Source organism: uncultured Pedobacter sp. (assembly GCF_913776295.1).
Lineage (GTDB): Bacteria > Bacteroidota > Bacteroidia > Sphingobacteriales > Sphingobacteriaceae > Pedobacter.
Genome location: NZ_CAJYOJ010000079.1, coordinates 112,595 through 127,533, shown reverse-complemented (window position 1 = coordinate 127,533; position 14,939 = coordinate 112,595). Strand labels below are relative to the sequence as shown.

General features: G+C 38.9%; 15 protein-coding genes. 3 read left to right on the top strand and 12 right to left on the bottom strand.

The window, feature by feature from the left end; translation table 11 throughout:
- Nucleotides 1–112 precede the first annotated feature (112 nt).
- Nucleotides 113–628, bottom strand: coding sequence for a PRC-barrel domain-containing protein (locus QZ738_RS19175; protein ID WP_293789569.1), 516 nt, complete (start codon nt 626–628; stop codon nt 113–115).
- A gap of 274 nt (nt 629–902) precedes the next feature.
- On the opposite strand from QZ738_RS19175, the gene QZ738_RS19170 reads away from it, so the two are divergent.
- A complete protein-coding gene (locus QZ738_RS19170) occupies nt 903–1,196 on the top strand; it encodes a hypothetical protein (protein WP_293789568.1) in 294 nt (97 codons plus the stop codon).
- Nucleotides 1,197–1,288: 92 nt separating this feature from the next.
- Here QZ738_RS19170 and QZ738_RS19165 read toward each other — a convergent pair whose 3' ends face one another.
- The 3 genes from QZ738_RS19165 to QZ738_RS19155 form a co-directional block, all read right to left on the bottom strand.
- On the bottom strand, nt 1,289–3,562 hold the full coding sequence (locus QZ738_RS19165) for a GH92 family glycosyl hydrolase (RefSeq protein ID WP_293789567.1): 2,274 nt from the start codon (nt 3,560–3,562) through the stop codon (nt 1,289–1,291).
- A 298-nt stretch (nt 3,563–3,860) separates the two neighbouring features.
- The gene (locus QZ738_RS19160; RefSeq protein ID WP_293789566.1) at nt 3,861–4,457 is read right to left on the bottom strand and encodes a DUF2807 domain-containing protein; all 597 of its coding nucleotides are present in this window, start codon (nt 4,455–4,457) and stop codon (nt 3,861–3,863) included.
- A gap of 485 nt (nt 4,458–4,942) precedes the next feature.
- A complete protein-coding gene (locus tag QZ738_RS19155; RefSeq protein WP_293789564.1) occupies nt 4,943–5,692 on the bottom strand; it encodes a hypothetical protein in 750 nt (249 codons plus the stop codon).
- A gap of 166 nt (nt 5,693–5,858) precedes the next feature.
- Between QZ738_RS19155 and QZ738_RS19150 the strand changes: the two genes are divergently transcribed.
- Both QZ738_RS19150 and QZ738_RS19145 read left to right on the top strand, forming a co-directional pair.
- Entirely contained in the window at nt 5,859–6,092 is a 234-nt protein-coding gene (locus QZ738_RS19150) for a hypothetical protein (RefSeq protein ID WP_293789562.1), read from the top strand.
- A 47-nt stretch (nt 6,093–6,139) separates the two neighbouring features.
- Nucleotides 6,140–7,411: a sugar MFS transporter gene (locus QZ738_RS19145; RefSeq protein WP_293789560.1), complete on the top strand. Its 1,272-nt coding sequence runs from the start codon at nt 6,140–6,142 to the stop codon at nt 7,409–7,411.
- 126 nt (nt 7,412–7,537) lie between these two features.
- On the opposite strand, the gene pepE is transcribed toward QZ738_RS19145, so the two are convergent.
- The 8 genes from pepE to QZ738_RS19105 form a co-directional block, all read right to left on the bottom strand.
- Nucleotides 7,538–8,233 carry a dipeptidase PepE gene (pepE, locus tag QZ738_RS19140; protein ID WP_293789558.1) on the bottom strand — a complete coding sequence of 232 codons (696 nt, stop codon included), beginning with the start codon at nt 8,231–8,233 and terminating at the stop codon, nt 7,538–7,540.
- Nucleotides 8,234–8,440: 207 nt separating this feature from the next.
- Entirely contained in the window at nt 8,441–8,836 is a 396-nt protein-coding gene (locus tag QZ738_RS19135; RefSeq protein WP_293789556.1) for a hypothetical protein, read from the bottom strand.
- Between the two features lie 193 nt (nt 8,837–9,029).
- Nucleotides 9,030–9,584 (bottom strand): WcaF family extracellular polysaccharide biosynthesis acetyltransferase, encoded by a 555-nt coding sequence (locus tag QZ738_RS19130; protein WP_293789554.1) that lies wholly within the window; start codon nt 9,582–9,584, stop codon nt 9,030–9,032.
- A 21-nt stretch (nt 9,585–9,605) separates the two neighbouring features.
- Nucleotides 9,606–10,187 carry an exosortase Y gene (gene xrtY, locus QZ738_RS19125; protein WP_293789553.1) on the bottom strand — a complete coding sequence of 194 codons (582 nt, stop codon included), beginning with the start codon at nt 10,185–10,187 and terminating at the stop codon, nt 9,606–9,608.
- Complete coding sequence (locus QZ738_RS19120) at nt 10,184–11,041, bottom strand: glycosyltransferase family 2 protein (RefSeq protein ID WP_293789551.1); 858 nt, start codon at nt 11,039–11,041, stop codon at nt 10,184–10,186. Before QZ738_RS19120 ends, xrtY begins: the two co-directional genes overlap by 4 nt.
- 5 nt (nt 11,042–11,046) lie before the next feature.
- On the bottom strand, nt 11,047–12,225 hold the full coding sequence (locus QZ738_RS19115) for an XrtY-associated glycosyltransferase XYAG1 (protein ID WP_293789549.1): 1,179 nt from the start codon (nt 12,223–12,225) through the stop codon (nt 11,047–11,049).
- 47 nt (nt 12,226–12,272) lie between these two features.
- Complete coding sequence (locus tag QZ738_RS19110) at nt 12,273–13,703, bottom strand: exosortase Y-associated Wzy-like protein (protein ID WP_367268611.1); 1,431 nt, start codon at nt 13,701–13,703, stop codon at nt 12,273–12,275.
- A gap of 69 nt (nt 13,704–13,772) precedes the next feature.
- Entirely contained in the window at nt 13,773–14,939 is a 1,167-nt protein-coding gene (locus QZ738_RS19105; RefSeq protein ID WP_293789546.1) for a glycosyltransferase family 4 protein, read from the bottom strand.

The following is a 14,939-nucleotide window of genomic DNA, read 5'->3' as shown; positions in this document are numbered from 1 at the left end:
AGTGAACATTTAAAAGGGATATCACAAATGTGATGCTGCTTTTTAGTAAGGATTTTATTTATTTCATAAAGCCTTATTTCCTGTATCACCTCATTTGAAATTTCATTTAATATTAGATTAGCGGATCAGCATCCTGATTGCGGGGATTTTGACTTTGATCTGGAAAATTATTTCTATCAAAATGGTGATGACGATAGAAGTTGGCCCGGTCGATCTCTACAATTTCATCTTCCAAACGCAGTGCCGCCGGACTGCCGATCACATTGCGGATCTCATTTTCCATTTGAGGAGTCACCTCGCCGATAATATATCTTGGCATGGCCCTAAACTGATCAAGATGAATATCAGGTAAAATAACCTCTTTATTGTCGTCACCTAAATTCGCGATTCCAATAGGGATCAGTATTGCTTTTTCCTCCAAATCTTCGCTCATGTTCACCAGTTCAACAATGATGTAACGAATTGCATTTTGTTCTGGATCAAATAGGAGGTCGCGTACCTTTCCAACTGAGTCACCAGCTTCATTTCTTACAGGCCATCCTTTAATGTCGGTCTCGCCATCACTTAATTGATAATTACTTTTTGAGAGCTCTTCTAAATTGCTGTATACAATAGTTCCTGAATCCATAATTGCTTTTTTAAGTGGGCCTGTTCATCAGGTACCCATTTTTACAACAGGTTTAATTAGTGTATGGTTTTCTAAAACTCATGAGTCAGCCTAAAAAAATACGATATCAGACAAGTTTCATAAAGCAAATTTTTATGTTAAGTATTTAACATTGAGGTTTTTGTAATTATTTTCTTAGTTGTGGAAATTTATTGGGCCTTAATTAAGAAAAACTTTAGCGATAATAAAGTTTTGCATTTATTTTGTACAATATTAAAAACAGAATTATAAATTGATGAAGAATATAGCTGAATTTAAAAAGTTACTAGAGAAGGATAAGCCGGATAGCCATTTGTCAGTCCAGCTGAAGGCACTCTGGCACGATGCAAAAGGAGATTGGCATATGGCCCATGATCAGGTTGATCATTTAGGTGATTTAGCTTCTGCCCGTATACATGCATACCTGCACCGCAAGGAAGGCGATATCTGGAATGCCAATTACTGGTACGCCAAAGCTGAGGAAAAAATGCCAAATTTATCATTGGATCAGGAATGGGAAGAGCTGGTACAGCGCTTTTTAACAGTATGAAGTAAATTAGCTAACCCAATGTCGTTTGCCATTAGGTTAGCTGTTGGTAGATATATCGAAATGATATACTTCTGCTCGAGTTTACTGTCTTTTTATTTTGAAGGCATTTTAAATGAAGGTGGGAGTGCATTTTCATCCGCTGCCCATAACTTATTCGGCTGTTTGCCCATCACCAGCTCCAACTTTCCTCCTTGCATTAAATCTTCATGGGTAAACCACGATTTATTCCATACCTGACCGTTCAGTTTGGCCGATTGGATGTATTTATTTTCAGGGGAATAGTTTATACAGTTCAGTTCAAATTTTTTGTTGTTTCCCAGGTCTAGTTTAACATTGGCAAAGGTGGGGCTACCAATTACGTACATGGGTAAGCCCGGGGTTATCGGGTAAAAACCCATCTGCGAAAATACCACAAAAGAAGTAAGTCCGCCGCCATCTTCATCTCCGGGAATTCCCATCAGGTCATTACGGAACCACTGGGTGAGTAAGTTTCTTACCCGTTTTTGTGTTCTCCATGGCTGTCCGGCATAATTATACAGGTACGGAATATGCATGGCTGGCTCATTTCCCATAGAGAACTGACCAACGTTGCCGGTATGGTCGGGCAGCTGTGAATAAAAATCAAACCTGCTTTTTCCCAGCGGGGTATTATACATTTTCTCCAGTTCATCAACGAAGGCCTGTTTGCCGCCCATCATATTCACCAGATCGCCGATGTTGTGCAGTACATCCCAACGGTAGAGCCAGCCGTTATTTTCATCGTAGGTTTCTCTGGCACCAAGTCCGCCTGAAAAACGGTAATCCAGCGGTTTAATAAAATTACCTTCGGCATCCTTGGGATGAAAAAACCTGGTTTCCGGATTAAAAACGGTGTGGTAGCTCGTACTTTTATCTAAAAAATGTTTTGCCTCTTCGGTTTTACCTAATTGCTGTGCAATATTGCCTAGGCACCATTCATCATAAACAGTGCCCAGGGTTACGGCAATGGGTTGGCGTTTTTCAAAACCGTGAACTTCTGCTGCGGTTTCTTTTTCGCCTTCAGGTAGAGCAGGAAAATAGCCCTTGTCTTTAAAAAACTGATCTAAAACACCTGCTTTTTTTGACGACCATGGGGCAAGGGTTTTTTCGGTAATGGCCGCTTTACAATACTGGTAGGCTTCTTCAAGATTAAAACCTCTCAAGCCTTTATTGTAGGCATCAATGATAGTAGCCACACCATGATTGCTGTTCATCCTCCGGCTATCGCCGGTTACCTCCGGAAAAGTTGGCATCCAATGGTCGGTCATCTGTTCAGCCATTCGCAGGTAGGAATTAATCATATTACTTTCCATTTTGGGCTCAATAATTACGCGGAGCGGATGTGTTGCCCGATAGGTATCCCAAATCCAGTCGTCGGTAAAAAACGGCAAACCATTATCATTATGTACCTTTCCATCAAAAGCGCTAAAATATTTTCCATCTTCAGATAGGTTGATCATCCGCTCATAGGTGCGGTAAAGGGAGGTATAAAATATGGTTTTGGCAGTTTCATCCGTACCCGTTACCAGAATTTTTCCAAGCGTGGCATTCCAGATATTTTTTCCCGTTTGTGCCACCTGGTTCAGGTTATAATCCTTTATTTCGCGACGGAGATTGTTCTTCGCCTGTTCTACACTGATAAATGATATACCGTAGCGTGTCCTGATCTCACGCGTTTGAGCAGGAAATTTTAAAATAAGATGAGCATCCCGGCCGGAAGTTGATTGTTGTGCCGAATTGATATTATTGCCACGGTGCGTACCTGATTCAACAGGTTTCAGATCTGTTTCTAAATAAAGATAAACCTTAGTGTTGTTATCTAGCTTTTGAAAACCGCTTACCACATTTTGGCTTACCCTTAATTCGCCGTTTCTCGTATTTAAAATCAGATAGGCCGGAACGTTGGTTTGCGAGAAATGGAGCGAATATATCCCTGACTGGTGAGATGGTGCAAATTGTACATGGATTCCATAATCATCAAGATCGACCTGGTAGTAGTAAGGTTTAATCACTTCATTATCGTAACCATAGGAAATGACTTTACCCGCATTATTAAGATCGCCCTGAAAAGGACTTAAATTAAAGGCCGAGCTGCCGCGGTGACTGGTAACCACAACGGGCAAACCGTGTATGGTATTACTGGTAAAGTTATCACGCTCCGGATAAACCCTTAATAAGCTGTTAGGTAAATGAACGGTGGGGTATGTGGGTACAAGTAAGTGGCTGATGTTGCCAATGTAAGGATTAACATAATCGACAGGCTGTTTTTTAGGTTGCGAATGCGCAGGATGGATACAGGCTATTAATAAAAATATTGAGCTTAATACAGTATATGTATATTTCTTCATGTTTGGACTTTTAATTGGATGGAGCAAAAGGATTTTTTAAAAAAGAGGTAACAGCCATTGATGTGGGGTCATCTGTATCATTAATCATGTAAATCTTTTTAATACGCCAAATTAGTAAAACGATTTATCAAAAATAATGTAAAGGGTTAGTTTATCAAAAAAAATACATAGCAAGCTGGCTCCTGTTTCGGCAGGTACAGTCTGGACAGTTAATACGCTAATGGTTCTGGCAGCTATATAAACAAAAAAGAGCGATGAATAAATTTCATCGCTCCTATACCATTTAAATTTTATCGTGTTATTTTGCAAGGGATGCCGTTTGCGTTGCACTCACCGGAGTACTCATTTGTGTTTTCAACGCGGCAAATCTGTCTAAATTAAGTTTTGGTGTGCTGCCCATCACCAGGATATGTTCTTGTGTAGCGCCGCTTAATTTTAAATCGGCCAGATCTTCAATTACGGTATATAAACCTTCGGTATTGGAGTCTATTGCTGCAACAGCCTCTCCGCTTAGGAATAATTGAAGATATTTTGAATTTAATTTACCGGCAGTTTTAACCACCGCATTCCCGGAAGCCTGTACCCTAAAAATGTTTTTTACATGAACGGTAATCTTAGCCAGATTTCCATCAGCCGAACTGATTTTTAAGGCATGTCCATCTTGGATCACTTTTACTCTACCAGCGTTATCTTCATTATAGCTTACACCCTCTTTGTCTCCTTGTACCAGCGTAACTTCTACCTTTCCGCTTACACTAACTTGTTGCACATTTTTAGGCATTGAAATTTTGATTGGCTGCTTCTCGCCAGCCATTACACTTGTGGAGAAAATTGCAGAACTTAAAACGATAGCTGCTAATACTGATTTTGTTAGGGTTTTGATAGAGGTTTTCATAATGCTGTTGTTTATATTTTTATTAATATTTGTTGTTGTTTTGTAGATAAGACGTTGCGATCTACAAAACGTTGCAGCAGAAAATCGTCAATTATACCAACGCAGCTTAATCCTCGACGAACGGGCTTAAAAATCGGGTAAAAAGTGTCTATACTTTTTAACGGGTTTAGATATCAGATTTAATTGATCAGATTTATCGCCCTAAACATCCGGAGCAATACCAACAGGCTAATCTGAAGACTAAATTTAAAGGAAGGGACTGCCGTGTAACAGGTTCTGCCTGTCGTGATGTTCCGGTTATTATCTGGCAGGGGCGAACCGCAGAGCGCTCAGTTGAACTAATCTTTGAGCACTCGCATTACGATATTGAAGATTGTTTTTATCAACTGTTATCACGGTCATGCTACAACTGACAAATTTGTCTGGTTGTATGAACATGCTGCTATTCATACCATAAATTTTGTAAATACCTATTGCTGTAACTACTAGAACTTAATCGATAATTCTTCGGAAACAAGGGTGTTGTTTTTATAGTACTCAAAAAACCAACGGCCATTCTTTTTAATAACGATGCCGTTTGCATTGCCCTTGTTCGAAATATAACAATCCTCCATAGAAGTTTTCAGTAAAGTCATTACAATTTTCGGTGTTGCATCTATGAGTTGATAACCATTATTTACAGGCTGTGCATATAATAAGGCTTCTTTTTGTTCTGTTTTGGCAGCTGTAGCTTGATTAATAGGTACAGGCTCGGTCCGCGCGTTTGTATTGGCTGGTAACGGTGTTGCGTTGGTTGCGGTAGTAGGTTGATCAGCTATATAATTGAAATCATTAAAAGAGGTAAAAGCATCTCGTAATGCCATATTATAGGATGTATTATATTCTTTCTCCCGGCTTTTACCTTCTTTACTTTTTATAACTACAGCGCCCTTACAATCTTTAAGTATGAGGCTAAGATTAGTTACGAACATGCTGTTTTTTTCCTGCAGATCAACAGTAAGGGCTTTACATCTGTCAGCCGCTATTTCCTGTGGAATTTCGGTATTATCAAAATATACTGTAAAGCCCTTGTCCTCAAATAAAGCCTTGGTTAGGGTATTTAAGCCATACTGGTTAATTTGCTTTAGAAAACTGAATTTCTCTGGAACAATGATATATTTATAATTTGCCGTGTTAGATTGTGCCTGAACAGACAACGAAATGGCCAAAAGGATAATAGAAAGATAGCTTTTCATAGGGTAATGGTACCTGGATAATATTTTGCCTCAATTTATAGATTAACAGGGATAAAATCAAATTTAGCAATTTGAGATACACCATTACTCGACTACCAGAGATTAGCTGAAAACGAATAAAGTTTGTCATTAGTCGTTGCATTAATCGATCCAATTGTTTATTATTATGGCGATTAACGATCATCATCTACCCTTAACACTGATTTTGCGTGTTATAAAACCAAATATTCCAATGAAAATGGAGGAGCGCCAACTCACTAAATTAGCAAGCTGGTTTAAAAATCAGCATATTTCTTGCCTAAGGGTCTTAGTAAAAGGTTTGGGCTATTCGTCCCGCTGGGTTCAAGTAAAAATTACAATAAATTTTTTTGGTGGTAGCGTAGACTTTCCTGATACTTAAAATCTTCTTCTGAAATTAAAAACCAATTATAAACTAAATCTGAGCTTATGCTTAACATTAAAACCACAAAATTATTCTGGGCAAGTTGCCTTGCATTACTCGTCACGTCGCTTTCCTTTGGAATCCGTGCCGGGATCATGAATCAGTTGGGTATTGATTTTCAACTCAGTACCTCCCAATTGGGTACCATTACGGCCGCTGCCTTCTGGGGGTTTCCGCTGGCCATTGTAGTTGGAGGATTTGTAGTAGATCTTATCGGCATGAAACGTTTGCTGGTGATGGCCTTTATTTTTCATCTGGCGGGTATCATCCTTACGATTTTTGCCCAGGGCTATTGGAGCCTTTTTTTATCCACCTTGCTCATAGGTATTGCCAATGGTACTGTAGAAGCTGCCTGTAACCCATTAGTTGCCGCTTTATACCCCGCAAATAAAACAACTAAATTAAACCACTTCCACCTATGGTTTCCGGGCGGAATTGTAATTGGTACCTTATTGGTTACCCTATTTGTTCAGCTTGGGCTAGGCTGGAAAGTGCAGGTAGCCATGATGATTATTCCGACCTTAATTTATGGATATTTATTTTCAAAGTTGGATTTTCCGGTTACCGAAAGGGTATCGTCTGGTTATTCCAGTTCAGATATGTATAAAGCAGTGCTTTCTCCGTTGTTTATCTTTATGTTCATCTGCATGTTTGGTACTGCCATCACCGAATTATTTACCGGACAATGGATAGGTTTACTGTTAAAGAACGTTACAGACAATGCCATCTTATTGCTTACGCTAACCACTGGAATCATGGTAATTGGCAGGGGTTTTGCTGAACCTGTTGTGCACCGACTGGCACCACAGGGGGTACTGCTTTTATCAGCCATATTTGCCGCTGCAGGGCTCTACATGTTAAGTACTTTTACCGGAAGTTCGGTATTCTTTGCGGCAATCGTTTTCGGTATAGGTGTTTGTTATTTCTGGCCAACCATGATCGGTTTTGTTGCCGAAAATGTTCCGAAATCAGGCGCCCTTGGTTTAAACTTAATGGGAGGGGCGGGGATGTTTGCGGTTTCTGTTTATACCATGTTTATGGGGAGTTTCTACGATAGCCTGATTGTTAAACATCTGCCCGCAGGTGCTTCATTTGATGCTTATCTGAAAGCACCGGAAAATTCTGAATATGCACTTGCGCTGGCCAATGCCAAAAACCTCGCAGGTCCGGAGATTCTACGGGCAACTTTGATTATACCTATTATATTAATTGTTGCTTTTGGCGGATTGGTGATCTACCTCCGTTCACGAAAAAAGACCAGTGCTGTGGTGGCGTAGCGAAGTGCCGCCTTACAGAATGATTTTTAGTAGATATACAGGCTACAAGTTTATGATGCTGGGCAGATCATAAACTTGTAGCTATTCGAGTTTAATTTTAGAATAGCCATAACGCTACTTGATAAATTATAATAACGAACTACCGGGCGGGCATTCATAAGGAGCTTTTCCTGTTTCAAAAATCCTGGTGTTTTCACCGCCTTCAGTAGTGATGCTGTCGCCTGATATCCTGATCCAGTTTCCTTCCCGCAGGCCTATTACTTTCGTGTTGTTTTGTGTCAAAAACTCCATAATCCTTGTTTCCCTGGTTTCGCCGTTATGTTTTAATTCCGGAATAGGGTCAAGGTAATGTGGATTGATGTTAAAAGGTACCAGTCCCATACATTCAAAAGAAGAAGGATATACGATGGGCATGTCGTTGGTGGTTTTCATATTCAGGCCAGCAATGTTGCTGCCAGCACTACAGCCTAAATAAGGCTTGCCCGATTTGATGTTTTCGCGAAGATGCGTCATTAGCCCCAACTCATGGAGGGTTTTTACCAGCAAAAAGGTATTTCCGCCGCCTGTAAAAAAACCTTTGGCAGTACTTATAGCACTAATGGGGTCTTTAAATTCATGCAGTCCTTTAATATTGATGTTTAAAGTCGAGAAAAAATCCTCGGCCTTTTTTGTATACGCTTCATGCGAAATGCCTCCCGGCCTCGCAAACGGGATAAATATAATTTCATCTAATCCGTCAAAGAGCATAATGAGCTCATCTTTGAGGTATTCCAGGTAATTGCCTCCGTATAGGGTAGAGGTAGAAGCTAGGATAACGTTCATTTTTTTACTTTGCAGGCAATTATAGGCTTTTCGAATGAAAAAATTGCCTTTAGGCTTAATAAAATAGAATTATTGTCTTAAATGATGAAATTTGGAATGGGGGAATGGAAATGGGTTCCTAAAAAATTATAGAGTCGATCAAAGATCAATTGACAACAACTGATCGGATGTTTTTTGTTCGAAAGATTGGGCTAAGAAAATAACAAACTAATGCTGCGGATTGGTTACTGCAGTAGGAGAAAAATACTTTTTTCTGTCATGCATCCACTCTTTCAGTTTTGGAAAAACAAACAGAACTCCAAAAGCGATTACCGACATTACCAATTGCAATACCAGATTTATTTTGGTTACCGGGATGGCATCCACATCTGCAAACACCACACATAAACGATAGACACTTCTTGCAATAATAAATATTAAAAGGTATTTGCTCCATTCAAAGCGCCGTTTAATCAGGACAAAGAGGATGTATCTTAAAATCAGGATAAAGATGAGTACCACAAATTCTTGCGTACTTTCATAGTCATAGAAAAACAGATTTACGATCCCAATTAAAAATGTAATTAAAATTAGATTAGAGGATAAGAAATACTTATTCTTCATAATTTGAAATTTACCAACTTGAACAGATTGAAGCGACTAATATGCAAATGTCCTGATAATTTTTTTAACTGGTGCATTTTTGATGGTTAAAACCATCTTTTACTAATTGATATTTATCAAGTGAATGGCAGTCACAATAAAAAACGGATTGCTGTTTAGCAATCCGCATGATGTTTCTATTTTGAATTTGATATTAAGCTTTTATCACACGGTCTTTAACCTGGATAGCTGGGGTGCCGTGGTAAATGGCATAAGGCATCAGGTTTTTTGTCGCAACACTGCCCATGGTTAAAACTGCATGGCTGTGTATCGTTACGCCGGGGCCAACGGTAGCCCTGGCACCAATCCATGCACCATCTTCAAGCACAATCGGTCCGGTAATGAGGCTAAACTTGGTATTGGTATAATTGTGATTTCCTGTAATGAGAACCGCCTGTTGTGAAATGCAGCAATTTTTCCCTATTTTAATCTCATCCAGGTTATCCAGGTAACAATCTGCCAACCAGCTGAAGTCATCAATTTCCAGTTTCCATGGGTACTTAATGTAAATGCCTGGCTTGATGCGAACCTCTTTACCTACTTTTGCGCCGAACAACCGTAGCAATACAACCAGTATCGAACTGATTGGCATTATCCCGCTTTTAAAGAAAAAAACATTGGTAAAATACCAGAGCAATTGCTTTAGTTTGCTGGCGCCAATCTTAAAATTGCCCGTATCAAAATTTTTATGAAGTTGTGTTTTTAGCAAAATAATCTTTTAGAAGTGCAATTATGGCTTGGTTATTTTCGGTCTGTTGTTTCTTTTAATCCAGAAATAAAGCATGGTAAACACACAGATATACACAATGATGTTAAAAACTTCATGGTGATAAGTGAAATTTTTCCGTTGAGATTTAAAAAGTCCCAATAAAATACCTAATCCTGCAATGCGAAATATATTGAGTATATAAATGGTTAAAATACCAATACAAAGCATTTTGATCCTGGACTTCCACGAGGCAGGAAATGCCAGTACAAATGCAGCCAGAAAACTCATTACGCCAAGACCCAGGCAAGAATAGTTGATCCTGAGGTAAGGCCCGGCAACAACCATCACGTCCATTTTGTTATAGATGGCATAAAGACCAAATGCTTTAATCATCCATACCGCGGGTACAATCAGTGCCGTTTTCAAGCCCTGGATATAATCGAAGTGATCGGCAATATAGGCATTATAAAATCTTGAGCCAGGTGTCATTACGCTGTTCATAAACAGATTGCCCTGGGTAAACAGGATGTATAAGATAAAAAGCACAATCAGAAATTTAATGGCCTTTTTATTCGCATCTTTTTTTGCTTCTTCAGGAGTCATATATTATTTTGCTTTTTTATTGCCATAATTTTTCGATCTACCAGTTTTCTAAACCAAAAACCCTGGAGATAGTGGAATTTAATTCCGGTACGGCCTTCAAATATACCGAGTTTAAAAAACATCCGGTAGCCAAAGTAAAGATAAGGACGCAATCCGAGTGGAAGTTTCCACCATAATTGTTTCAACCATGCCCGCTTTTCATCAGGACTGCCTGACAAGTTAGGCCTAAAACTTTGCGTACGCAGCTTTAACATTCTTTCTACCTCTTCCTGGGCTACCAGGTCGCTATAGCGTTCATGTTTGGCCTTCCAAAAAGCAATATCGTTTTCTTTAAGGTTTTCTTCCAAAATCCATCCTTTTTTCCAGATTTCGGTTTTACCCGGAACAATAAAACGGTGGTCCATGTTCTCGTTCAGATCAGAGAAACCGATTCCTGTTCTGAACATTTTTAAAATATAAAAAGGATAATAAGTGCCAAACCTGATCCAGCTTCCCTGAAAAAAGTTTTTGCGGTTAAAGTAAATCCCATTGATATCATGATGTTTATTTTCATCGAAATTAGCGAGCATTTCGAAAAGTTCAGGGGTAACCATCTGATCGGCATCCAGGCCAATCGTCCAGGGTGTTTCTACCTTAAAGTTTTTTAAAGCGAAATCCCATTGTTTCGGGTGGTTTATAAACGGGTTCTGTTTTACTTCAGCGCCATAACTACCTGCAATTTTCAAGGTTTCGTCAGTACTTCCGCTATCCAGAATAAATATGGGGGCATGTAGGGCTCTAATAGATGCTAACAATCTGGGCAGATGCATCTGCTCATTAAAAGTTAGAACAATAAAACTAAAATTAGGATTCATTTAAGTTAAAGCAATTGGGTAGCCAAAACTTTTTTATAGCATGCTACGTATTGTTTAGCCAATGCATCATCTTTAAAATCAGCATTTACCACTAAAGGAGCCAGGGTTCTGATTTCTTTTCTTTGTTTGATATCCTCATATGCCGAAAGGATCCCGGTTTTAATTTCTTCCACTTTTAGTCCGGTAATCCAGCCCAGGTTTTTAGCTGCAACATAATCAGCCAGACCAACAAATTTACTGATGAGTACCGGTGTACCTACACTTAAACTTTCTACTATCACATTGGCAAAATTCTCATTATAGGAGGTTAAGGCTGTTAAATCGTGCCTGGCCAATAAATCAAATTTATCCTCATTAGTCACGTGTCCGATCCAGTTGATTTGTTGATGAATTTTTAGTTCTTCTGCTTTAAGCTTCAGACTTTGTACATATTCTTCTGTTCCTGCACCTGCAATGGTTAATAGCCAAGGGATATTTACAATCGCCAATGCTTTAAAAAGGATTTCAAGCCCTTTTTTCTGTTCAATACGGGAGAGGAACAGCAGGCGAAATTTATCGTTATTGGACTTATGAATACCGGAAACCGGAAATGGAAGACTCACCAGATTAGGAATTATGGTGATGCTTTTTGGCTTAATTATTTTAATGATATCTTTCTTTTCCTGTTCACTGGTGGAATGAATATGGCAATATCTTAATAGCCGTTTCCCGAGTAAGTCGTGGATAATTTTTTTTGATAAGGAATTGCGGTTGCCTAATGTGTAGGAGGTAAGCATGCCGCGGGGCGAAAGCACGACAGGAATACGATACCATTTTGCAACACAGCAACTCAGTATTGACACCAGGTTCCACCAGGCATGGATGTGTATCACTATTTTGTCATCCTGAGCCTGTCGAAGAGTATTTATTAATGCCCACAACAACCCAAGCGAAAAATGGCTGTGATCTTTTGTTTGGCGCTTAAAATAGGTAACGCTTACCCCATCGACCAAAACAGGGGTGCCGATTTTTACAGCCAGCTCCTTTTTCCCATTGGCTGTAGTCGTTAATACCTGCACATCATCAATGCATAACCCATTTTCTCTAAACCGTAAACTCACCAATGCCTCAACCAACTTTGCCACACTCTGTATTGGTCCACCATAAATATAGGCCGGTTTATAGGAAGCTGTAATGTGTATCACTTTCAATTTTCTAACTCTTTGATCTGGCAACCATCTAATCCTTATCGCTAAACTAATTCATCCAGCTGATCAAATACCGGCTTTAATACTTTTATTGTTCTCAGCAAAGCAAAAAGAAACCACATGATTACATAACCCCAAAAGATGTTATTGAACATAAATTCGAAATTATTTCCACGCCATAGCCCCTGGAAAATGCTGTTAAACATAATGACACATCCCAGTTCGTAACCACCGAATATTTCCTCGGCTTTGTCTGATAAGTGTTGCACCAGCATGCCATAAAGCAGCATAAAAAAGAAGACTCCAGGTATGCCGAAGCTTAAATAGGCATCTACAACGGGACGTGTTTTCGCGGAGACGGATGACATTTGATTTGCCACTCCTGCATCATAAACCCTCTGCATGGAAACCGTTTCCATATTGGGTTTTCCAGCCCAGAAAACTCTGGGAATTAATCCCTCCAAAGAATTTTCAATTATTTCCCAGTCATAATATGGATGGTGCTCAGGCACATAATCTACAAATTGGGTAAACATTTCTATTTCGCTTAAGCGCTTCGTCATAAAGCTCCAGTTTGTTTCTTCAATCTGTTCCTCATTTTTTGCATTCAAATTTTCAAATGCTTGATGCTGTGCTTCTTCTGCACTTACCTCACCGCTCCAGCTCTGCCGAACCGTATTGTTGTATGTTGGTAAAAAATAAACGAGAACATATGCAACTGGAATAGTTACATAAAGTATCAGTTTTTTATAATAAGGGAAAAAAACGCAGGCTATCACAATCACGTTGATGATAATGGGTTCTTTATAGCCGGATAAAGAAGCGTGTAAAAAGTTGATAACGAATATGCTGGCACCAATGCCCAGGTATCTTATATTTTTGGAGTTAACGCCTTTAACAAATAATACTGCTGCGCATGATATACCAACGATAGTGAGTGGGATGGCAATTTGGTTGAGGCCAGGGAAACGTTGTGTTAGTGAGCCAATGCTAAATACAATGATGCCTAACCAGATGAGAAATTCGTCACTTTCAAAAGACTTAGCACTTTTAAGCTTGATGTTGTGTTTTTGAACCAACAGCATACCCGTAACCAATGCAGCATGTGCCAATAAACTCATGCGCTGGCAGCTGGCAATCAACATGGTTTGTTCGTTTTCTTTAAATTGTGCGCCATAATTGATGGCGGTTAAATACCTATAGCCCAAATGATCCATAAAATAAAATACAGACGTGACACACATAAATCCAGCAAAAATGAGTTGCAGCAGGAATATGGGCCGCATAATCTGTTTATGGATAGGCAGATCGGTTTTAATAATGGCTGCCGGAGATAATATGGTAGTATAAAAAATAAAAAGCGAACCAAACCAGGCAATAAAATACGATATGATCGGGCTATTAATCAATATATAAGAAACCAGTACAGGGAAATGCAGTAGGAGGATGAGTTTAGTTGGATTATTATGCATCAATAATCTTTAATAATGGATTTATTAGAGTGATTAAGATATTTGTATTGTTAAAAATCTTATCACAAATTTTCAGCATTGACTAGTCATTGTTTTATTATTAGCAACAACGACTTCAAAACTATAGTTTTTTATAATTTTTAAAGATTCTTTAGACATTTTTGTGTTTTTTTCGATGTTATTATTTGCTATCCTCAAAATTAAGGAAGCAAGCTTACTGACATCACCACACGGGTACACATATCCATTTGATTTAACAAGATCTGATGAACAGCCTGTAATATCAGATATGATTAACGGCAATCCGAAATTCATAGCTTCATTTACCGAAAGCCCCCAAGTTTCTCCCAGGCCTGAACACATCACAAATACGTCTGCGGCACGGTAATATTTATAGAGGTCTGATTGATTGATGAAACCAGTTAATATTACTTGTTCTTGCAAATGATTGGCGCGGATGTAAGCCTCCATTTCTAACCTTAATTCTCCCTCGCCGACCATAACTAAAGTAGCGTTCGCAATATTGGCCAATTTGAAAGCTTTAAGCAAATCAAGCGGTCTCTTTTTATAAATGTATTTTCCGCAAAAAAGTATAGTAAAATTCTCAGGAGCAATGCCGAATAATGTTTTGGCTTCATCTTTAAGCAGCAAACCTGCTTCACGCTGAAATCTGGCATTATCGACGCAATAAGGTGCAAAAACAAATTTTTTTTGTTTTTGACCCAGTCGTATATAAAACTTTTTGTTCTCTTTGCCTATATATAGAAATGTTCCGACAAAGAAAAACAGAAAACGCAGGTAGGCGTGTTTAAGTAGGGTTGGAAACCTGGGCTTCAAATCCTCCTGTATATTGGGTGTTTCCCCTCTTAAGGCAACTTTATGACCATAAAACCAGGCGAAAAATAGGGTAAGTACATGAGTGAGGTAGCCCCATCCATGGACCACGATTAAACTTTTGGGTTCTTTGGAAAGAGCCTTTATTACACCAAAGTTTATTAATCCAAAAAAGCCTTTATGGATAGAAGCTATTGGCGAATAGTTTCTAAAAAACCTATACGAATATCCTTCTAAGAGATTAATATCCCATTTGATTTTTTTGTTAAATCCTGGATCATGGTTGCTTGATAGACTTTCGTCGGAACAATACCAGACCTCGAGATTACCTGCATTTTCAGACCAATATTTATAGAGTGGCGCGAGATATTGTATCGGGTGCGAATTTAAGATTATTGTGTTCAA

What these genes read in the sequence shown, in the direction of transcription:
- QZ738_RS19175 (WP_293789569.1), bottom strand. Translation starts at nt 628, where the DNA reads ATGGATTCAGGAACTATTGTATACAGCAATTTAGAAGAGCTCTCAAAA.
- QZ738_RS19160 (WP_293789566.1), bottom strand. Translation starts at nt 4,457, where the DNA reads ATGAAAACCTCTATCAAAACCCTAACAAAATCAGTATTAGCAGCTATC.
- xrtY (WP_293789553.1), bottom strand. Translation starts at nt 10,187, where the DNA reads ATGACTCCTGAAGAAGCAAAAAAAGATGCGAATAAAAAGGCCATTAAA.
- QZ738_RS19145 (WP_293789560.1), top strand. Translation starts at nt 6,140, where the DNA reads ATGCTTAACATTAAAACCACAAAATTATTCTGGGCAAGTTGCCTTGCA.
- QZ738_RS19165 (WP_293789567.1), bottom strand. Translation starts at nt 3,562, where the DNA reads ATGAAGAAATATACATATACTGTATTAAGCTCAATATTTTTATTAATA.
- QZ738_RS19135 (WP_293789556.1), bottom strand. Translation starts at nt 8,836, where the DNA reads ATGAAGAATAAGTATTTCTTATCCTCTAATCTAATTTTAATTACATTT.
- QZ738_RS19170 (WP_293789568.1), top strand. Translation starts at nt 903, where the DNA reads ATGAAGAATATAGCTGAATTTAAAAAGTTACTAGAGAAGGATAAGCCG.
- pepE (WP_293789558.1), bottom strand. Translation starts at nt 8,233, where the DNA reads ATGAACGTTATCCTAGCTTCTACCTCTACCCTATACGGAGGCAATTAC.
- QZ738_RS19120 (WP_293789551.1), bottom strand. Translation starts at nt 11,041, where the DNA reads ATGAATCCTAATTTTAGTTTTATTGTTCTAACTTTTAATGAGCAGATG.
- QZ738_RS19155 (WP_293789564.1), bottom strand. Translation starts at nt 5,692, where the DNA reads ATGAAAAGCTATCTTTCTATTATCCTTTTGGCCATTTCGTTGTCTGTT.
- QZ738_RS19150 (WP_293789562.1), top strand. Translation starts at nt 5,859, where the DNA reads ATGGCGATTAACGATCATCATCTACCCTTAACACTGATTTTGCGTGTT.